This is a genomic window from Mesorhizobium sp. G2-6-1, from assembly GCF_055809095.1.
Map to the genome: position 1 here is coordinate 1,409,244 of NZ_CM147896.1, position 20,404 is coordinate 1,429,647.

Here is a 20,404-nt window from a genome sequence, read left to right on the forward strand (position 1 = left end):
CATTGTAATTTTGTCCAAGCCGGCAATTGAGTTTCGATTTAGGCGTCCATTGGCTCGGATGCCAGTGCCGAGTCGGGTTTCGCCCCATTATTTAATGACGGATGACACAAAAGCCCGGCTTTGCTGCCGGGCTTTTGCTAGAATCGTCAAACCCGGTCAGGCAGACTTCTTCTTGTCGTCGTCGTCGTTGATTTCCTCGAAGTCCGCATCGACCACATCGGCGTCCTTGGCCGCGTCGGCCTTGGCATCCGCTTCGGCCGTCTCTTTTTGCGACTCCTCATACATAGCCTGACCAAGCTTCATGGATGCTTCGGCAAGCACCTGCGTCTTGGCCTCGATCTCGGCGACATCATCACCTTCGGCTGCCGTCCTCAACCCGGCAATAGCCTCGGTTATCGCCGTGCGGTCGTCTTCGGAAACCTTGTCGCCATAATCTTTCAACGACTTTTCGGAGGAATGCGCCAGAGCTTCGGCCTGATTGCGGGCTTCAACCAGCGCACGCCGCGTCTTGTCTGCCTCGGCATTGGCTTCGGCGTCCTTGACCATCTTGTCGATATCGGCATCCGACAGGCCGCCAGAAGCCTGAATGCGAATCTGATGTTCCTTGCCGGTTCCCTTGTCCTTGGCCGAGACATTGACGATGCCGTTTGCATCGATGTCGAAAGTGACCTCGATCTGCGGCACGCCGCGCGGTGCAGGAGGAATGCCGACCAGATCGAACTGGCCAAGCGCCTTGTTATCGGTAGCCATTTCACGTTCGCCCTGGAATACGCGGATGGTCACAGCCGACTGCGAGTCTTCAGCAGTCGAGAAGGTCTGCGACTTCTTCGTCGGGATCGTCGTGTTGCGCTCGATGAGACGCGTGAATACGCCACCCAGCGTTTCGATACCAAGCGACAGCGGTGTCACGTCAAGCAAAAGCACGTCCTTGACGTCGCCTTGCAGAACGCCTGCCTGGATGGCAGCACCCAATGCTACCACTTCGTCGGGGTTAACACCCTTGTGCGGGTCCTTGCCGAAGAACTGTTTCACGATCTCCTGAATCTTGGGCATGCGGGTCATGCCGCCGACCAGAACCACCTCGTCGATGTCGCCAGCCTTCAGTCCGGCATCCTTGAGGGCAGCCTTACATGGCGCGATTGTGCGCTGAACCAGATCGTCGACGAGGCTCTCGAATTTGGCCCGGGTCAACTTCATGGTCAGATGCTTCGGTCCCGACTGATCAGCCGTGATGAAGGGCAGATTGATTTCGGTCTGCGCCGAAGAGGACAGTTCGATCTTGGCTTTTTCAGCAGCTTCCTTGAGACGCTGAAGCGCCAGCTTGTCATTCTTCAGATCAATACCCTGATCCTTCTTGAACTCAGCCGCCAGATATTCGACGAGGCGCATGTCGAAATCTTCACCACCAAGGAAGGTGTCGCCATTGGTTGACTTGACCTCGAATACACCGTCCCCGATTTCGAGCACGGAAATGTCGAAGGTGCCGCCACCAAGGTCATAAACGGCGATGGTCTTGCCTTCCTTCTTGTCGAGGCCATACGCAAGTGCGGCCGCTGTCGGCTCGTTGATAATGCGCAGAACCTCAAGACCCGCAATCTTGCCGGCATCCTTGGTTGCCTGGCGCTGGGCGTCGTTGAAATAGGCAGGAACGGTGATGACGGCCTTCTCGACCGTTTCACCGAGATAGGCTTCCGCCGTCTCTTTCATCTTTTGCAGAATCATGGCCGAGATTTGCGAAGGCGACTGCTTGTTGCCACCGCCTTCAACCCAGGCGTCGCCATTGTCTCCCTTGACGATCTTGTACGGAACGAGATCCTTGTCCTTGGCAGTGACCGGATCGTCGTAGCGACGACCGATAAGGCGCTTGACCGCAAAGATGGTGTTTTCAGGATTGGTAACAGCCTGACGCTTGGCCGGCTGGCCAACGAGGCGTTCTCCATCGCCGGTGAAAGCGACAATAGAAGGTGTGGTGCGCGCGCCTTCTGCATTTTCGATAACCTTCGCGTCTTTACCGTCCATGACGGCGACGCAGGAATTGGTCGTCCCGAGATCGATGCCGATTACTTTTGCCATTGTTTCAGTCTCTCCACTAAGCAGGCTTTCCAGGACCCTGTCAGGCGTTCCAATGAAAGCCCCTGTTCACAGAAATGCCGCACAGGCTCACGTTTATGGACGCGATCCACGCGGTCGTGCGGCGTATATAAGAACAGGCTGCGCAACGCGCAAGCGACCCGTTCAATGTTCTCTACCGGTTTATACAGCGCGGGCCGGGCTGTAAAAGAGTTGATTGGCACTTTTGTCGTCTTCTGCCGGCCTTGCCGGAGCGGTCATTCATGAGCGCAACCAGTGATATAGTGGCTGTCGAAGGCATCGACTTGTCCGAAAAGATCAACGAGCCAAGCCCCTCAGATCGAGAAACAGCCATGCATCCTGAGTTGCCTTGTTCCGGGTGATTCCGGCAGCACCGGGCACTGATTGCGCGCAGCCCGCGCGTCGAACGCCGTTGGCGAACCCGCACTTGCCATTTTGAACGCCTCGCCTCAATCGCCTCACATTTGAGCGGTCACTCAAATGTGAGTTGAGCAATCACTCAAAGTCGCTAAATGAGATATGAACCCGACGAAACCCCACTCAATCAAAGGAAATAGCAATGACCGATTTTGCCCTACACGACGAAACCACCGCTCCCGATGACAGCAAGCCGTTGCTGGCCAAATCAAAGGCAGCGTTTGGCAGGATACCAGGCATGCACGCCGTGATGGCCGAAGCCCCCGGCCTGTTGGAAGCATACCAGCGAGTGCACGAACTGTTCGTGAACTCCAGCTTTGACAAGGATGAGCTGACTGTTGTGTGGCAGACCGTGAACGTCGAGAACGCTTGCCACTATTGCGTGCCTGCCCATACCGGAATCGCCAAAAGCATGGGCGTGGACGACGCTATTACCAATGCGCTGCGCGACAGGACACCGCTGCCGAATACACGGCTGGAGGCGCTACGGGACTTTACCCTGAAGCTCGTCCGCGATCGCGGCAACCTTGACGAAGCATCGGTACAAGCCTTTCTGGATGCTGGTTTCACCAAGCGAAATATCCTCGAAGTGATCCTGGGTTATTCGCAAAAGGTGATGTCTAATTACACCAATCATCTGGCCAATACTCCTGTGGACAAACCGTTCCAGAAATTCGAATGGAAAAATGCCGCCTGATCGCCTCATTCAGAATTGAGCATATGCTCAAATTCCGGTGAGGTGGCGGAAGGCAAAGATGCGTTCTGCCGGCCAGGAGAAACCCAGTGATATGAAACGTGCAGCCCCCTACGAGCGAGATACCGCCCTGAACGCGGCCATGTCCCTGTTTTGGAACAAGGGGTATCACGCGACCTCACTCAAGGATATCGAGGCAACCCTGAACATGAAGCCGGGCAGTATCTATGCGGCGTTCAACAGCAAGGAGAACTTGTATCTGCTGGCTTTGGAACGTTATTTCGAAACCTCTCGCGCGCGGTTCAATGCTCAGATGACAAAGGCGGATTCGCCGCTCACGGGGTTGGCGGATCACATCCGGTCCTATGCGAAGCTTTCACCAAATGATGGCGCCCGGCAGGCCTGCATGCTGACGAAAACGCTCGTCGACACACGAACCACCGATCCGGCCGTCGCCGACAAGGCCCGCGCATATCTGGACGAGATGCGACAGGAATTCGCGGCAATTTTCGAGCAGGCCATAGGGGCCGGAGAATTGCCATCTGACGCGAATGCCGGCCGCCTTGCCCGCAGGTTTCAGGCGAATATTGCAGCCCTGCGGTTCGAACTGCATCTGGGAACAAGTCAGGAAGAAATTTCCGCACTCGCCGAGGATATGGCGAAGGAGATCACACACCTACGGAACTAGCCGGCTGATTTTCAGTCAAAAAGTAGTCACGCATATGCGAGACAGAGGGCGGATTCATTGCTTACCCGTTCCTGTCGTTTGTCCTAGTGCATGTCGCCCAAAAGTGTGCAGCGGTTTTGGGCGACATGCACAAAAACAAAAGCTTAAAGCGCCCTGCATGAATCCCTTTAGACGCGATGTGCTTTAAGTCCACCAGAAAACATGAAAGATAGAGATCAGGATAATGTCTGACACGAACAGCTACGTTCCTCCAAAAGTCTGGACCTGGGATGCCGAAAACGGCGGGGAGTGGGCCAAGATCAACCGCCCCATCGCCAGCCCCACGCATGAGGCCAGTTTGCCGCGCGGCAAACATCCGCTGCAACTGTATTCGCTGGGCACGCCCAACGGCCAGAAGGTCACAATCCTGCTGGAAGAGTTACTCGCCCTTGGCATTGCAGGCGCAGAATATGACGCACATCTCATCAAGATCGGTGACGGCGACCAGTTCTCGTCGGGCTTCGTCGACGTCAACCCAAATTCGAAAATTCCGGCGCTCTTGGACACTGAAACAGGCAGCCGGGTCTTCGAAAGCGGCGCGATCCTTCTGTATCTCGCCGGGAAGTTCGGACATTTCCTGCCCGAAAATGCGGCCGCGCGCACCGAAGTGCTGAATTGGCTTTTCTGGCTGCAAGGTTCGGCCCCGTATCTGGGTGGAGGATTTGGACATTTCTACGCCTATGCGCCTGAAAAATTCGAATATCCGATCAACCGATTTACCATGGAGGTGAAGCGCCAGATGGACGTGTTGGATCGCGAATTTGCCGAACATCGGTATCTCGGTGGAAACGAATACTCCATCGCCGATATCGCCACATGGCCATGGTATGGCAATCTGGTGTTGGGCGAGGCCTACAGCGCGGGCGAGTTCCTGCAAGTTGAAAGCTACAAGAACCTGCGCCGCTGGGCCGAAGATATCCTGACACGTCCCGCCGTCCACCGTGGCCGTAAGGTGAACCGCACATGGGGCCCGCTTTCGGACCAACTCCACGAACGTCATGACGCTTCGGATTTCGATCTGAAAACCCAAGACAAGCTGGCACCTGAAAGCGCCATGTAGCGATGCCGGGCTGGAGCTCAGAATGCTGAAATTTTACTTCATCCGCCCCCACCCTTTGAAGACTACCTTTTCCTCCAGGAAGTGGAGTTAGCGCTTAGAATGAATGCCTATACATTAGATTGATTTTGTTAGACTTTTCGTTTCTGAATTGTGGATTAAGAGACGAGGACTGGCGAAGCAATCATTGTTTTGATTGTCCGATGAGGCATGGACGGCACCGGAACCTCAATTTCCCCACGGAATACCCGGCAAGCCACGTGTCGGTGACCGCAGGTGTCTCGCTGAACCGACAGGTCCGACGGTTCTACCAGCTCCTCAGTTGTACCGATGACGTCAACCTGAATACCAAACTTGCTGAATGGGAGCGCTTCTACAATCTCGCCAGCCTCATAGTGTGCCCACAACGGGGAAACACCTTACAAGGCGCTCAGGGAAACGCTATGACCAAACAATCAGGTGTCTCACCAGATCGCCTGCATTACAATTAACTCGGAACCGGACGCTTGGTAAAAGTTTTGCTGGATCAGCTTGCATTTCCCGATTTCAGTCGCTAGTGAACACGCAATATCTTCGGGTCGGTTTCCAAGCTGGTTCGTTGCGCGCCCGTAGCTCAGCTGGATAGAGCACCAGACTACGAATCTGGGGGTCAGGAGTTCGAATCTCTTCGGGCGCGCCAATCTTTTCAGTTACTTAATGGCTTTGTCGACGCGCTGCGGCGCCTTGGTTTGCAAAATCTGTACTTGGTGCGTTCTCGGAACGGATGACGGCCTCGGTCGCAAGGACACGGATTCGCGCAAGATACCAATCAAGAATTGACGAAACGATCTTTAAGAATGTCCGGTGATCGCCGCGATCTGAGGAGTAGTGCAATCTGTTTCCGCCACAAAATCGTATCCCCGATTGTATGAATCCATTAAAAGGACTGCGAGAAAGAGGTTCTTAGAGATAGATATATGCTATTTCCTTATGAAATCGCCATGGCTGAAACGTGACGTGAATGTCTGGAAAAACGGATACTTGGTTCCTCCGCGTTCCAGTGCCGTATAATAGAGCTTTCCCCAATTGCGAAAGAACTCCGGCCCGGCACCTTCTCCGCTCTGCATTCCGTCATTTTCTCCTCAGTGATTTCGAGCGTGACGTCCTTCAGCGTGTAACCGGGGCCGAGCACGCCAGTGTCGACGCGCTGAACCGTCTTCGGGTCGTCGATGTCGGCAAAGGTGACGATGAGCGGGCGCTGGTTTGCGGAGATTGAGACCGTCTCGCCATAGTGATCGGCAACATCGCCCGCCATTTTCAGCAGTGTGAGCAGGCCATAATGCTTCGGCAGGGTAAAGAAGGTGCGAAGCGCCAGCACTCTTGATGAGCGCAAAGACGTAGCGCCCGTTGGGCAGCGCCACGACCGCAGCTTCGCCTTCGACGGAATTCGTTGCGCCGGGGAAATCCGGCAGCAGGCGCGGCTGGCCGGTCCAGCGCACGGCAACGACGCTGGAGCCGTCGGGCAGTTCGACCACCACCGTCACCTTCTGATGCCAGGCATAAGCCGGATAGGTGATCCTGTAGGTGACGATCACTGGCGCGCCGTCAAGCTACGACTTGCACAAGGCGCTCCACCGCCACATCTGGTTAATTTCTCTAGAGCACGTCGCGTCTAAAGGGATTCTTGCAGCATGCTTCAAGCCTTTTCTTTTTGTGCATGTCGTTGTCCCAAAACCGCTGCACATTTTTGGGCGACATGCACTAGATCCCTCGACAATCAATCCGTTTCGAAACCCCGGTCAAGGTGAGCGTCACCCGCTTTCATGTTCTGCCTCTCGCTGCACCTGTGCGGCGGCCGCAGCAAGATGGGCGATGCCCGGCCAGATTCGATCCTCCGGGATCGAAGAAAAGCTGAGGCGGAAATAGTTTCGGCCTTCGTCGGGATTGGTGAAATAGACATCGCCCGTTTCAATGACAACGCCGCGCTCCATGGCCCGGGCCGCAAGTTTGCGCGCATCAAGCGTATCAGGTCCCTTGACCCAAAAAGATGTGCCGCCAAACGAGGGTGCGCGCGCCCAACCGGGAAGATAAGCCTCGAGCGCCGCCGATAAGGTTTGCCAGCGAATTGTGTAGGCATGATGCAGTTTGGCAATAAGTGCATCATGATGGCCAAGAGAGAGAAACAACGCCGCCACCCGCTGATTATTGCTCGGCGGATGGCGCAGAATTAGCCGTCTAAGCGCACGCGCTTCCTTTATCAATTCGCGTGGGCCAACCATGAAGCCAATGCGCAAGCCGGGCATCAACGACTTGGACAAGCTGCTTGTATATAGCACGCGGTCGGTCGTATCGAGCGACTTCAGCGCCGGGATAGGACTGCCGTAGTAATTCGTTTCAAACTCGTAATCGTCTTCGATGATCAGAGCGTCGGTAGCATTTGCCCAGTCAAGCAAGGCGCGACGGCGATCCAGACTCATGGTCACGTTTGTCGGGAATTGATGGCTGGGCGTGACGAAAGCGATCTGCGCCGATTGCAAATCTTCGATGCGCAAACCTTCGCCATCCAGTCTCACAGGGCGCACATTGGACGCAAGCAACGAAAACATGTTGCGTACGTCGGCATAGCCAGGATCTTCCATTGCAACAACTATGCCCGGTCTGACCAGCAGGCTGGCAAGCAAGTAAAGCGAATTCTGGGAACCTAATGTGACAAGGATTTCGTCAGGCTTTGCCATGATGCCGCGCCGGGTAAGAACCCGTTGGCGGATTTGTTCGACCAGCATTGGATCGTCTTCCGTGTAGCGATCCTCGGTCCAGGCGTAGATCCATTTGCGGTTCATCGCCTGGCGGGTGCAGTCACGCCACACGCTGACCGGGAACAGGTTCGCATCAACCTGACCGTAGATAAACGGGTATGGATAGTCATACCAGTTTTTCGGTTTGGAAATATTCAACTGCCTGGCTGGGTGCAGGAAAAGTTTTGCGCGCCAGTCTATAGCTTTGCCTTTTTCTGCCCGATCAGGGTTCTCGGAAGCAGTCTGGTTTTCCGGCGGTTGGCGGCGCGCAATGTCAGATGCAACGTAATGGCCGGACCGGTCACGCGCGACGATATACCCGTCTTCAGTCAATGCCTGATAGGCGAGAAGGACGGTGTTGAGCGACACTTTAAGGTGTTTTGCCATAACCCGGCTGGATGGCAATTGTGAATTGGGCGGCAAGTGGCCGGCGAGGATAGCGCTTACCAATTTCTCACGTATCTGGGTTTGCAGCGTCAGCGCGCTGGAGCGTTCGATGTGAAACAGGCTGTCTCGCATTGCCACCTTTCTGCTGCAACCGCATAGGCGATCAAGACATCGGCATTGATACACCACGGCAAGCCATCGCCGAAGGCGGCCTGCGGGCAACTGTACCTATCTGTTTACATACACTGTTTCTATGAGCGGTTCCATGTTTCAAGGAAGCTACCGCCAACAGAGAAACGGGCATGCCGGTGGCGGGTTCGTCTTTATCTCCGGGATATGATCCAGATTAATGCCCTGAGATATGCTCTTGTGGAAAAGGCTTATGATGACATGAACGAAATTGTTAACTTGCCTTATGTTTCATCAATTGTGTCGGGAGAAGAGTTTCTCTCCGAGGAATATTCATCAGTATTTAATCCGGCGGATGGCGTTGTTACGGCACGTCTTATGGTTGCAGATACCGAAACTGTCGGCGCAGCCGTCAGTGCAGCTAACAAAGCTTTCACGAGCTGGCGTGAAGTAGCCCCTGCCCAGCGCGCGCGCTGCCTGATGCGTTTTCGTGAAATCGTCGAGCGCGACAAGACCATCCTCGCCGAAATGATTATGCGCGAACATGGCAAGCCGCTGGCTGACGCCTATGGCTCTATCCAGCGCGGGCTGGAAGTCGTCGAATTCGCCATGGGTGCACCGCAGCTTCTGAAAGGCGAAAACTCGGATCACGTCGCCACCGGCATCGCAACGCGTTCATCGCGGCGGCCACTCGGTGTTTGCGTCGGCATCACGCCGTTCAATTATCCAGCAATGATACCCATGTGGATGTTTCCCCTCGCCCTGGTCTGCGGCAACACATTTGTTCTCAAACCTTCGGAAAAAACGCCAAGCGCGGTCAATCACATTGCCGCAATGCTGGCGGAGGCCGGTTTGCCAGATGGTGTGTTCAATGTCGTTCACGGCGGTCGAGACGTGGCGGAGGCACTCATCAGCCATCCCGAAGTGTCTGCCGTTTCCTTCGTCGGCTCCAGCGCTGTTGCCCGTTCGGTTTATGAAACGGCGAGCCGTCATGGCAAGCGGGTGCAGGCTCTGGGTGGTGCCAAGAACCATGCCATCGTCATGCCGGATGCCGACTTGCCGACGACAGTCGATGCCCTGTTGAACGGCGCATTCAACTCGGCGGGGCAACGCTGCATGGCCATTTCGGTCGCGGTCATGGTGGCTGAGGCATATGACAAGGTGATGCCGTCGCTCATTGAAGCGGCCTCGCGTTTGAAAGTGTCAGCAGGCACAGAGCCTGACTGTTTCGTTCCGCCCGTCAATTCTTCCCAGCAGTACGATAGGATCTTGCGCCTTATCGAGGCAGGAGTTCAGGAAGGAGCGGAGTTGCGCCTGGATGGGCGTAGGCCTTCCGGAAAAGAAAAAGACGGGTTCCTCATCGGTCCAACTATCTTCGACAACGTCACATCCAGCATGACGGTTTACAAAGAAGAGATATTCGGACCGGTGCTCGCTGTCATGCGGGCTGAAACCTTGGACGGTGCCATAAAGCTGAGCAACGATCACATGCTTGGCAATGGTGCCGTCCTGTTTACAGCTTCCGGCAAGGCAGCCAACAAATTCGAGCGCGACATCCACTGTGGAATGCCTGGCGTCAACGTGCCTGTGCCTTCACCGGTTGCCTACTACTCCTTCGGGGGTAGCAAGAAGTCGATCTTTGGCGATCTTGCCGTTCACGGTCCCGATGGCATCAATTTCTATACACGCCGGCAAGTGCTGACATCGCGGTGGCTATGAGCGTTGGAATAGCTGTCGCCTAAAACAAACATGACTGGCGCAAGGGAAGCGCCTGAAATGAGCAGGGAGAATAAAAGCCCGGGAGCAGGCTCCCGATTTGGAGCGACCCTATAAAAATAAAATGCCTCAAAAGGCACAGCTTAGGTGGAACAAGTGACCATAGAACTCAAGAAAATAACCAAGATTTTTACGAGCAACAGTGCGCATGTTGTTCTGGATGATATAAATCTTGTCATTGCCGACAACGAGTTCTTTACATTGCTGGGGCCATCCGGCTGCGGGAAGACGACACTCCTTCGATTGATTGCGGGGTTCGAGCGCCCGACTTCCGGCTCCATTCTTCTGTTTGGCGAACCGGTCGAATCGACCGCGCCCAACGCCCGGCCGGTCAATACGGTGTTCCAGCACTATGCGTTGTTCCCCCATCAGACGGTTTCCCAGAATGTCGGCTTCGGATTGAGAATGTTGCGGCGGCCTCAAGCCGAAATCGTACCCGAGGTTGCGCGAATGCTTGAACTGGTTCGGCTCGATGGCTTTGGTCATCGCTTCCCGCACGAATTGTCGGGGGCCAGCAGCAGCGCGTGGCTCTGGCCCGCGCACTGGTGACGCGGCCACGCTGCCTTTTGCTGGATGAGCCGCTATCGGCGCTCGATTCCAAGCTGCGCGATGAAATGCGCGTAGAGTTGAAAGCGCTTCAGCGCGATACCGGCATTACCTTTGTGTTTGTCACCCATGATCAGGGTGAAGCACTTGCCATGAGCGACCGTATTGCCGTGTTGTCGGAAGGGCGCATCCAGCAAATCGGGACGCCGGACGACATTTATGAGCGGCCAAAAAGCCGTTTCGTTGCCCAATTTGTCGGCGAAACGAACGTTTTCGAAGGCAAATTGATCCAATTGCCGGGAAAATCGCCTGAATTCAGAACAAGTTCGGGCACAATATTGCCGCTTGGAGCCGTTCCTGCGCAAGACGACAATGCGGGTCTTGCTTTTGTGCGCCCCGAAAAGCTCCGGCTCGGCAATCCCGATGAACTGGCGCAAGATCCGCACGCACGGTTGCGCGGGGTGGTTTCCAACAAGCTCTATCTCGGCACCGATACCGTCTACTATGTTGATCTGGATGGCGGTGAGACCCTGCGCGCGCGCATCCAGAATGCCAATGCTGCCGAAAGCCGGTTCGATGTCGGTGCCCATGTCAGGGTGAGAGCCGAAGAAGGGGCGTTTCGAACAGTGGGGCGCTCAGCGTGAGTTACGTGCGCGCAAAACTGGAAGCGGCTCCTCCGCGGAACGTTGCGCCTGGCGTAAAGGCCAAACGCGAACGCACGCCGAAGTCACGCCTGTTGCTCCTGCCCGCAATTCTGGTCATCGGGTTTTTCCTGCTGGTACCGCTCGCCATTATCGTGACTTATTCGTTCCTGGTGCCAGCAACTTTCGGCGGTGTCGTCTGGAAATTCTCGACAGAGGCCTATACGCAATTTCTGTTCGAGCGCGATATTTTCGACGAAACGCTGGCCTTCAACGCGTCTTATCTGCAAATCTTCCTGCGCTCGGTCCTTCTGGCCGTGTCGGCCACGGTTATCAGTCTCATCATCGGTTTTCCCACCGCCTATTTCATAGCCACACGGCCCGACAGGCAAAAGAACATCCTGATTTTCCTGATAACATTGCCGTTCTGGACGAACCTCTTGATCCGTACCTTTTGCGTTCTTTTGATATTGCGCGATGACGGGCTGGTTAATTCCGTTGCCATGGGGCTTGGCATCTACGACAAGCCGGTGACCTATCTGTACAACAACTTCGCCATGGGCGCGGGGCTGGTCTACAGCTACCTGCCCTTCATGATCCTGCCCCTTTACGCCAATCTGGAGCGTATGGACCGACGGGTCGTGGAAGCCGCATACGACCTCTACGCAACGCCGCGCAGGGTATTTACCGATGTGATCCTGCCTCATGCACGCCCCGGCATCATGGCGGGAAGCCTGCTTGTGTTCGTTCCGAGTCTTGGGACGTTTCTTGTCCCCGACATGCTTGGCGGCGGCGGCAAATTGCTGATCGGCAACCTGATCCAGTTGCAATTCGGCAGCAGCCGCAACTGGCCGTTTGGCGCAGCACTTGCCGTCATATTGCTCAGCGCCATTCTCCTTGTCCTGTTGTTGAGTGCGAAGCGCAGTCGCGGCGCTAAAGCTGAGGGGGCAAGCTGACATGGCAATATTTACGCGCAAAGAACCAAGGTCACTGGTTTCGTTTCGCGGCTTTGGCCTGGTCGCAGGCTTGTGTCTGTTCATTCTCTACGTGCCAATGATGGTTCTCGTCTTCTTCTCCTTCAACGCCAACCGCGCGGTGACTGTCTGGGGTGGCTTCAGCCTGCAATGGTATGTCAAGGCCGCCTCCAACAGCGGCTTGCAAAATGCCGCATGGAATTCGCTGACCGTTGCAATCATCGCTACCGTTCTGGCAACATCGATCGCAACTGCGGCGGCGCTCGCCACGGGTCGCGGGCAGCGTTTTCGCGGCGCTCACGCGTTTTACATGCTGGTCAATTTGCCGTTGATGCTGCCCGAAATCATCATTGCGGTCGGCACATTGTCGTTCTTTGCACTGCTTGGAATGAAACTTTCGCTGACCACCATCATCATCGCACATACGGTGTTCTGCATTCCCTTCAGCTATCTGCCTATTCGCAGCAGGCTGGAAACAATGGATCGTCGTCTCGAGGAGGCCGCGGCCGATCTTTACGCGTCCTCGTGGGATGCGTTCCGCCATGTCACGATGCCGCTCTTGATGCCCGGTATCGTATCGGGCGCCATGCTTGCCTTCGTCGTGTCACTCGACGATTACATCATCACAGCCATGGTCGCCGGCGCTGGTGCCGGCACACTTCCCGTCTATGTCTATACGCAATTGAAACAAGGTGTGACGCCTGAAATCAATGCAATCTCGACGGTTCTACTGGGCGTTTCGATCGTTCTGGTCGCCGCCTCATACTACGTCGCCAAGGCCGGGTCCCGGCATGTTCAATCAACCGCAAAACAATCATAATTATCAATGGGAGGGTTAGATGAACCGCATTACCACAACAACGTCCTATCTCGTACTTGCCACATGCATGATGTACCCGGTATCGGCGCAAGCCGAAGGATCGCTCGCGATTTTCAATTGGGGGGACTACATCTCGGAGGAGATGGTCAAGAAATTCGAGGAAAAGCACGACATCAAAGTAACCGTCGATACGTATGATTCGAACGAAACGATGCTTGCCAAGCTGAAATCCGGCATTACCGGCTATGATCTGGCCGTACCCGGCGACTACATGGTGGAAATTCTCATCAAGGAAGACCTGATCGAAAAGGTCGAGCCCAACACCTTCGAGAATTACAAGAATCTCGAACCACAATGGGCAAATGTCTATTGGGACGAAGGGCGCCACTATTCGGTGCCATGGGTGTGGGGAACGACCTCATTCACAGTCAGCACCGAAGTGTACGATGGCGATGTCGACACGCTGGCAGTGATGTTCGACCCGCCGGATGAGTTGAAGGGACGCATCAATCTGCTGCGCGACGTCAATGACGTGATCAACGCCGCATTGCGCTATCTTGACATGCCACGCTGCAACGAAAACCCTGACGACCTGAGACAGGTTCAGGATCTTTTGACCAAGCTGAAGCCTTCGGTAAAAAGTTTCGCATATGAATCCAAGGAACTGGCTGAATCCGGCGAGGTTGATCTGGCCCAGATATGGAACGGCAAAGCCTACCTTGCCAGAAAAGGACGTCCGGACCTTCAATATTCCTATCCGAAAGAAGGCTTTACCGGCTGGATGGACAATCTGGTGGTGGTCAAGGACGCTCCCAATATCGAAAACGCCAAATTGTTCATGAATTTCCTCATGGACCCGGAAAACGCGGCAATGATGACGAATTTCACCGGCTATGCCAACGGCGTTACGGGAAGTGAAAAATTCGTCAATGCCGACCTGCGCGACGCGCATGAATACCGGCCACCGGCTGGTGCGCCGGAGCCGGAGTTCGTCAAGGTATGCAATGAGAAGGTCATCAAGCTCTATGATCGCTTGTGGACCAACTTCCTCAAATAAGGCAGGCAGCAAGGAGCCGCACATGGCAGTAGGGCGTCATCCGCAATGGAGTGAACTCGACATCTCCATGTTCTTGAATGATGCGGCGCTTCTCGTGATCGACCCCACCAACGGGGTCCTTCACAGGAGGGCGCCCAGTGCGGCGACGGCTTATGGCAACGGGCGGGCGCGCAAGAAGGGTCGCTGGAGAAGATACTTCAACTGGTTTCCTTTGCACGCACCCGCAACATTCCTATCGCCTGGCTACGCTATGAATATCTGCGCCAACATTATCCGGCGACGGTTCTCGACACCGCGCAATATGACTACTGGTATCAGAACCGGCGCTGGACCGATGATCAGAAGCATTGGGAAGGCGCTTTGATCGACGAGATTGCGGCAGCGCGGCAAGAAGGCGATCTGGACAGCGTCTACACGTCTTTCGGCAATGTCTTCCTTGGCTCGCCGCTTCTGGCAACGTTGAATGCGTGGCGCGTACGTTCGCTGATTGTATGTGGCTACCATCTCGATCATTGTGTCGAACAGGCGGCACGGACGTCACGCGATTTCGGCTTTATCCCGCTTGTCGTCGGCGATTGCAGCAGCGCCTCCGAACCTGCCGACGAAGAACCAACCCTGAAGCGGGTGGATGCAAACTGGGCTCCCGTCGTTTCTCTGGACGACATACTTGCCGCACGGGACTCGACCTGACGAGAAGGCTCTGCCGCACCGAATTGCCCCTGCCTTGAGGCGTCTGGCACGGAAAAATGCCTTGAAATGTTGACGCTACAGCGCGCCGCGCATAGAGCAGGCGCGCTGGCGATGATGTCGGCGCTTTATGCAGGACCATCGACATGGCCAGAACCAACCCGCTCGATCTCAACCCGGAACTTCTTGCTGCTGCGGCGGAGAGCAAAGCCTGGCCGTTCGAGGAAGCCAAAAAGATCGTCGAACGCTATGCCAAACAGGGCTATCCTGAGACCGTATTGTTCGAAACCGGCTATGGCCCTTCGGGCCTGCCTCATATCGGAACCTTTGGTGAGGTTGCGCGCACAACCATGGTGCGCCACGCATTTCGCGTCCTGAGCCAGGACAAGGTCAAAACGCGACTATTGTGCTTCTCCGACGACATGGACGGCCTGCGCAAGGTGCCAGATAACGTACCTAACAAGGAGATGCTGCAAAACTGCCTTGGCCAGCAACTGACAAAAATTCCCGATCCGTTTGGCGAGCATGAAAGTTTCGGCCATCATAACAACGCGATGTTGCGGCGGTTTCTGGACACGTTCGGGTTCGATTACGAGTTCGCGTCCTCCACCGAATATTATGCATCGGGGCGTTTTGATGCGATGCTGCTCAAAATGCTTGCCCGGTTCGACAAGGTGATGGAGATCATGCTGCCGTCGCTTCGTGAGGAACGCGCGCAAAGCTACTCGCCATTCCTTCCGATTCATCCCAAAACCGGCGTCGTCATGCAGGTGCCAATCGACGAGCGCAATGTCGAGGCAGGCACCATCACGTGGCGTGATCCCGAAACGGGTGAGCGCTATGAAACGCTGGTCACCGGTGGCCATACCAAGCTTCAGTGGAAGCCCGACTGGGCGATGCGTTGGGCAGCCCTTGGCGTCGATTACGAAATGTCGGGCAAAGACCTCATCGACTCCACCAAGCTTGCCGGCAAGATTTGCCGCGCCCTCGACGCGCCCGCGCCGGAAGGCTTCAACTACGAGCTTTTCCTCGATGAGAAGGGGCAGAAGATTTCGAAGTCGAAAGGCAACGGCCTGACAATCGACCAATGGCTGACCTATGCACCGAGCGAAAGCCTGGGGCTATATATGTACCAGAAGCCAAAGGTGGCGAAGAAACTTCATTTCGATGTCATTCCGCGTGCCGTCGACGAATATTATACTTTTCTCTCCGCCTATCAGCGGCAGGACTGGAAAAACCGGCTCGGCAACCCCGTCTGGCATATGCACAATGGCGAGCCACCGGCTATCAGTCTGGCGGTTCCATTCGCATTGCTACTCAATCTTGTCAGTGCCTCCAATGCGCAAAACAAGGATGTTTTGTGGGGCTTCATTTCGCGTTATGCGCCCGATGCATCACCTGAGAAGAACCCTGAGCTTGACCGGCTGACCGGCTACGCCATTCGCTACTTCGATGATTTTGTGAAGCCGGCCAAGGTCTATCGCGCACCCGACGATGTTGAGCGCGATGCGTTGGCAAAACTGGCGGAGACTATGGCTGCACTGCCCACCCAAGCCGATGGCGAGGCGATCCAGAATGCCGCGCTCAATGTTGCCCGCAAGATCGAGCGTTATCAGGATCATTCCAAGACAGCGCCCCAAGGCGGGCCGGGCGTTTCGGTAGCCTTTTTCCAGATGATCTATCAGGTATTGATTGGACAGGAGCGCGGGCCACGGTTCGGGTCGTTTGCCGCGCTTTATGGCGTCTCCGAGACGCGTGCGCTCATTGAACGGGCTCTGGCTGGTCAATTGGTGGCATAGCGTCCGTTCCTGACAGATCAATGATAGAGGCGGGGGCTTCAGGCACAGCCTGCGTCGAAGCGGGTATCGACGGCAGGCCCGACAGATCGGGCGCGAAACCGAAAATACCTTTTTGGCCTCGCGGGCCTTCTTACCCAATTCTTCGTAAGGGCCGCCCGCGGCAGCACGGCCCCATCCATTGCTGGCGAGCCAGGTGCCAATATCGACCTTGCCGACACGGCATTTCGCAACATTCGATGTTGGCTTGGCATCAGATGGCAAGGCGCACACGACGCCACGACCTCGCAGAAATGCGCGAAATGCCGTGCGTGCGCGGATGCCGCATTTCCAGCTTGTCTCACCATCAAGGCACGTTTCGGCGGGTTTCACCGGATCAATACCGGCAATGGCGACGGAATGGCCTTTCGCTTCAATGATTCCTGCAGCGGGAGCAATGGGTCGAAATAGCGTCGTGCCGTCCCAGTCGCCGGGTATTTGCGGCGCTGGCGGCCCGGCTAGTGCGAGATCGCTCAAGGGCGCACGCGGTGCGATACGTTGAAGTTCATGTGGGGCGACAGGTGGCGGGGCGACGATTTCCGGATCAATCGCACGCGAAGGTGTTGCAACTTGTTCGGGTTTTGTCGGCTGATGATTGGCCAGAGGCACCGCAGCGGCAGAAGGCTGACCATTTTTTGCCGTCACCTGATCGGTGTTGGCTTGTCTGGAAGTGGGCAGGACGGTCTGGCCACCAGCAATCACCACCGCACTCATGATCAAAACCATAAGAGCCGCGAATATGGCGTGTTGCAGCCGCATCTGAGCGACTATTGGCTCGCCCAGACGATCCGTGCGACCCACTCGATCTCGGTGGTCGCGATATCGCGATTGGGATGTTCGGGATTCAACGAATGCAAGGCAATGGATCTGGACGTCTGGCGATTAAGGATTTTAGCCATGACTTCACCTTCTCTCGTCTTGACGACGACACGATCACCCTTGCGCACATTGGCTCCGGGTTCAACGATCAGTACATCGCCATTGCGATAGAGCGGCAGCATGGAATCGCCCTGAACCTTGAGGGCGTAGGAAGTCGCTGTCGATTGGGTGGGAAGTTCGATCAGGTCCCAACCCTGGCCTGCGGGAAAGCCCGCATCATCGAAAAAACCACCGGCACCGGCTTGCGCGAAACCAACCAGTGGAACGGTGGGCCGTTGCACAGGCAACGCGTCATTGTCGTTCGCGCCTTCGATCAAATTCATGAATTCATCGAGCGACGAACCCGTAGCTTCGATAATCTTGGCCAGCGATTCAGTCGAGGGCCAGCGAGGGCGGCCATCTGCCGAAAGCCGCTTCGACTTGTTGAAGGCCGTGGAATCCAGGCCGGCGCGGCGGGCCAGGCCCGAGGCTGATAGTGAATAGCGTTCGGCCAGCGCGTCTATGGCTGCCCATACACGATCATGCGAGAGCATGTTTAGCTCCCCTTATAACAGGAAAAAATACCTTTTCTTTTTGTACCCGCCGATGCCCCGCATGTCCACCACGGATGCCGCCCTGATCTCACCTTGACCAGAAACACAATCTCTGTCCGTGATTTGAGAGCAACCTCAATACTGGTCGATCAACCGAACTTGCTCTCTTGGCCCAAAGCACATGCTTATCATTGCATCGATTCACGATAGATATAACGATCTAAATCATTTATCTATCAGGCATTGCACGGTGGAAGATCGGTTCAGGTCTATTGCGGCAAGCATGCAATTTGCTGCAAACGTTGGACGATCCGCCCAAAACTGGAAGGCTCGGGTCATTATTTGACAGATACAACCGTCTATCGCGCAAGAACCAGTGATCTGCATGGCGAGTATAGAGACGTTATCAAGCAAACTTGCGCCCGGTTTGGGCTCTGGGGCGGTTTGCGAGGTGAAATAGTGCATTGGGGGGAAGTATGCGGTCGTCAAACATCGACGGGCGAACAGATGTAGCAGTTGCAGAGGGAACGATCCATCATCGAAAACAAAAGATAACAAGTAGAAATGATCGCGGCTTTCATAGTGGCGACGATCTCTTAACCGAGCTGACGGAGTGGAAATCCATCCTGTCGCGCTTATCCATCCCTTGGGAGACTGCGGTTGAAATTTACGCCCGCTCCCGCAGGGCCAATCAAGATTTCCAAACAGCGCTGCTGGCTTCAGGGGCAGTCAATCGAGCTGAACTCATCAGGTCAATTGCCGACGAACTCGGCTTAAACGTCATCGAAACAATTGACCCCAGCAAGCTCATTATCAGCGATGACAACATCTCGACACTGCTTCGCAGCCACAGTGGCCACGTACCGGTCAAGCTGGTGGAAAACGACGGATCATTGGCATTTGTGATAACGTCGGAGCGCATCCGTCTTGCATATTTGCGCGCACGAATTCGCTCAAGCCCATCTCTTGCAACCCGCTTGAGGCTGGCGGATGCACAAGACCTTCGCGCCGCCATTGTCGAGCGGGCGCGGCCAGTTCTTGTTCGGACTGCGGTCAGTGGGCTTTTTGAGCGCTTTCCTCAAATGTCGGCGCGCGTCGTTGCCAATGCCTGGCAGGGGTCCGTAGTCGGTATTGCGGCAACCGCGTTGCCGGTTGGCATTGTCCTCGCCCCGCAACTCGCGCTGGCGACCTTGCATGGGCTTGCGACTTTTTTCTTTTTCGCCTGTGTCGCGCTCCGGTTTGCCGCGGTCGCGTCTATTCGTCCGCCCAGCGCAAAGCCGGAAATCTCGCCGCCCTCCGGGCAGGTTCCCATCTACTCGGTGCTTGTAGCACTCTACAAGGAAGCCGGGATCGTACCCGACTTACTCACCGCTTTGGACCGTATCGTCTGGCCTCGTGACCGCATCGAGATCAAACTTGTGTGCGAAGCTGACGACAGTGCCACACTGGCAGCACTAAGGCTTCATGCGCTCCCGCCGCATATCGAAGTGATCGAAGTTCCCTCCGCGGGGCCAAGAACAAAGCCCAAAGCGCTGGCCTATGCGCTGGCCATGACGAGCGGCGAACTCGTTGCACTATATGATGCGGAAGACTGGCCCGATCCAATGCAACTGTCCCAAGCTTGGCAGCGCTTTCATGAAGAGGGGCCGGATCTGGCTGTCCTGCAAGCCCCGCTTGAAGTGTCGAACCGCTCTGAGGGTATCATGGCGCGGATGTTTGCCTTTGAATATAGCGGGCTCTTTCGTGGATTGTTGCCCTGGCTGTCACATAACGGCCTGTTGTTGCCACTTGGCGGAACTTCCAACCATTTCCGTCGTTCCGCGCTGGAAGCGGTAGGTGGCTGGGATCCTTTCAATGTCACGGAAGATGCAGATTTGGGCACTCGCCTCGCACGTTTTGGCTACCGCGCCGAAACAATTTCATGTCCGACCTATGAGCAAGCCCCGACCAGCTTTGATGTATGGCTCCCGCAGCGCACGCGCTGGTTCAAGGGTTGGTCGCAAACCTGGCTGGTCCATATGCGCAATCCCCTGCGCCTTGCATCCGACCTTGGGCCCCGATCATTTCTGATTGCCCAGGTGCTTTTTGCCGGGATGCTGGCATCTGCCATTTTGCATCCGCTGCTTTTAACGACGCTGGCTTTCGCTCTTATCGAAACGATGCTGAGGCCGCATAGTAGCGGGTTCCACTCGATCTTGCTCGCTGTTGATGTCGCAAACATCACCTGTGGGTATCTGTCATTTCTTCTGCTCGGATGGCAGACAATGACAAAACCAGAACGCAGGGGTTTTGGAAGATCGTGGCCTTCACGCCAATCTATTGGGTCATGCTGTCCTATGCCGGTTGGCGCGCTATGTGGCAACTGGTGCGCGAACCGCAT

General features: G+C 55.6%; 15 protein-coding genes, 1 tRNA gene and 3 pseudogenes. 14 read left to right on the forward strand and 5 right to left on the reverse strand.

The window, feature by feature from the left end; translation table 11 throughout:
• Positions 1–156 precede the first annotated feature (156 nt).
• Entirely contained in the window at positions 157–2,073 is a 1,917-nt protein-coding gene (gene dnaK / locus AC0L7S_RS06690; RefSeq protein WP_473473635.1) for a molecular chaperone DnaK, read from the reverse strand.
• A gap of 577 nt (positions 2,074–2,650) precedes the next feature.
• Between dnaK and AC0L7S_RS06695 the strand changes: the two genes are divergently transcribed.
• The 4 genes from AC0L7S_RS06695 to AC0L7S_RS06710 all read left to right on the forward strand — a co-directional run bounded on the left by AC0L7S_RS06695 (position 2,651) and on the right by AC0L7S_RS06710 (position 5,665).
• Entirely contained in the window at positions 2,651–3,205 is a 555-nt protein-coding gene (locus tag AC0L7S_RS06695) for a carboxymuconolactone decarboxylase family protein (protein WP_473473636.1), read from the forward strand.
• Positions 3,206–3,296: 91 nt separating this feature from the next.
• Entirely contained in the window at positions 3,297–3,890 is a 594-nt protein-coding gene (locus AC0L7S_RS06700) for a TetR/AcrR family transcriptional regulator (protein WP_473473637.1), read from the forward strand.
• Between the two features lie 223 nt (positions 3,891–4,113).
• Positions 4,114–4,989, forward strand: a complete 876-nt coding sequence (gene yghU, locus AC0L7S_RS06705; protein WP_473473638.1) for a glutathione-dependent disulfide-bond oxidoreductase — start codon at positions 4,114–4,116, stop codon at positions 4,987–4,989.
• A 599-nt stretch (positions 4,990–5,588) separates the two neighbouring features.
• Positions 5,589–5,665: transfer RNA gene (locus tag AC0L7S_RS06710), tRNA-Arg, on the forward strand.
• 288 nt (positions 5,666–5,953) lie between these two features.
• Here AC0L7S_RS06710 and AC0L7S_RS06715 read toward each other — a convergent pair.
• Entirely contained in the window at positions 5,954–6,343 is a 390-nt protein-coding gene (locus AC0L7S_RS06715; protein ID WP_473473639.1) for a hypothetical protein, read from the reverse strand.
• Positions 6,344–6,372: 29 nt separating this feature from the next.
• Here AC0L7S_RS06715 and AC0L7S_RS06720 point away from each other — a divergent pair, with 29 nt between their 5' ends.
• On the forward strand, positions 6,373–6,516 hold the full coding sequence (locus AC0L7S_RS06720) for a hypothetical protein (protein ID WP_473473640.1): 144 nt from the start codon (positions 6,373–6,375) through the stop codon (positions 6,514–6,516).
• 260 nt (positions 6,517–6,776) lie between these two features.
• Here the strand turns inward: AC0L7S_RS06720 and pdxR are convergent, their stop codons facing one another.
• A complete protein-coding gene (pdxR, locus tag AC0L7S_RS06725) occupies positions 6,777–8,279 on the reverse strand; it encodes a MocR-like pyridoxine biosynthesis transcription factor PdxR (RefSeq protein ID WP_473473641.1) in 1,503 nt (500 codons plus the stop codon).
• Between the two features lie 258 nt (positions 8,280–8,537).
• Between pdxR and AC0L7S_RS06730 the strand changes: the two genes are divergently transcribed.
• The 8 genes and pseudogenes from AC0L7S_RS06730 (at position 8,538) to AC0L7S_RS06765 (ending at position 16,576) form a co-directional block, all read left to right on the forward strand.
• The gene (locus AC0L7S_RS06730; RefSeq protein WP_473473642.1) at positions 8,538–9,995 is read left to right on the forward strand and encodes a CoA-acylating methylmalonate-semialdehyde dehydrogenase; all 1,458 of its coding nucleotides are present in this window, start codon (positions 8,538–8,540) and stop codon (positions 9,993–9,995) included.
• A gap of 153 nt (positions 9,996–10,148) precedes the next feature.
• Positions 10,149–10,576 (forward strand): annotated as a pseudogene (locus AC0L7S_RS06735) (ABC transporter ATP-binding protein); the annotation flags it as partial.
• Positions 10,577–11,242: an ABC transporter ATP-binding protein gene (locus tag AC0L7S_RS06740; RefSeq protein ID WP_473474202.1), complete on the forward strand. Its 666-nt coding sequence runs from the start codon at positions 10,577–10,579 to the stop codon at positions 11,240–11,242.
• Positions 11,239–12,195 (forward strand): ABC transporter permease, encoded by a 957-nt coding sequence (locus tag AC0L7S_RS06745; protein ID WP_473473643.1) that lies wholly within the window; start codon positions 11,239–11,241, stop codon positions 12,193–12,195. The genes AC0L7S_RS06740 and AC0L7S_RS06745 overlap by 4 nt, the downstream gene beginning before the upstream one ends.
• A gap of 1 nt (position 12,196) precedes the next feature.
• Positions 12,197–13,033, forward strand: a complete 837-nt coding sequence (locus AC0L7S_RS06750; RefSeq protein WP_473473644.1) for an ABC transporter permease — start codon at positions 12,197–12,199, stop codon at positions 13,031–13,033.
• Between the two features lie 19 nt (positions 13,034–13,052).
• A complete protein-coding gene (locus tag AC0L7S_RS06755) occupies positions 13,053–14,090 on the forward strand; it encodes an extracellular solute-binding protein (RefSeq protein ID WP_473473645.1) in 1,038 nt (345 codons plus the stop codon).
• 201 nt (positions 14,091–14,291) lie between these two features.
• Positions 14,292–14,780, forward strand: coding sequence for an isochorismatase family protein (locus AC0L7S_RS06760; protein WP_473474203.1), 489 nt, complete (start codon positions 14,292–14,294; stop codon positions 14,778–14,780).
• Between the two features lie 143 nt (positions 14,781–14,923).
• Entirely contained in the window at positions 14,924–16,576 is a 1,653-nt protein-coding gene (locus tag AC0L7S_RS06765) for a lysine--tRNA ligase (RefSeq protein ID WP_473473646.1), read from the forward strand.
• Here AC0L7S_RS06765 and AC0L7S_RS06770 read toward each other — a convergent pair.
• Both AC0L7S_RS06770 and AC0L7S_RS06775 read right to left on the reverse strand, forming a co-directional pair.
• Positions 16,539–17,371: pseudogene (locus tag AC0L7S_RS06770) on the reverse strand (thermonuclease family protein). The gene AC0L7S_RS06765 and the pseudogene AC0L7S_RS06770 overlap by 38 nt on opposite strands.
• Before the next feature lie 8 nt (positions 17,372–17,379).
• Positions 17,380–18,024, reverse strand: a complete 645-nt coding sequence (locus AC0L7S_RS06775) for a S24 family peptidase (RefSeq protein WP_473473647.1) — start codon at positions 18,022–18,024, stop codon at positions 17,380–17,382.
• 1,082 nt (positions 18,025–19,106) lie between these two features.
• Between AC0L7S_RS06775 and AC0L7S_RS06780 the strand changes: the two are divergent.
• Positions 19,107–20,114: pseudogene (locus AC0L7S_RS06780) on the forward strand (glycosyltransferase); the annotation flags it as partial.
• Positions 20,115–20,404 lie beyond the last annotated feature (290 nt).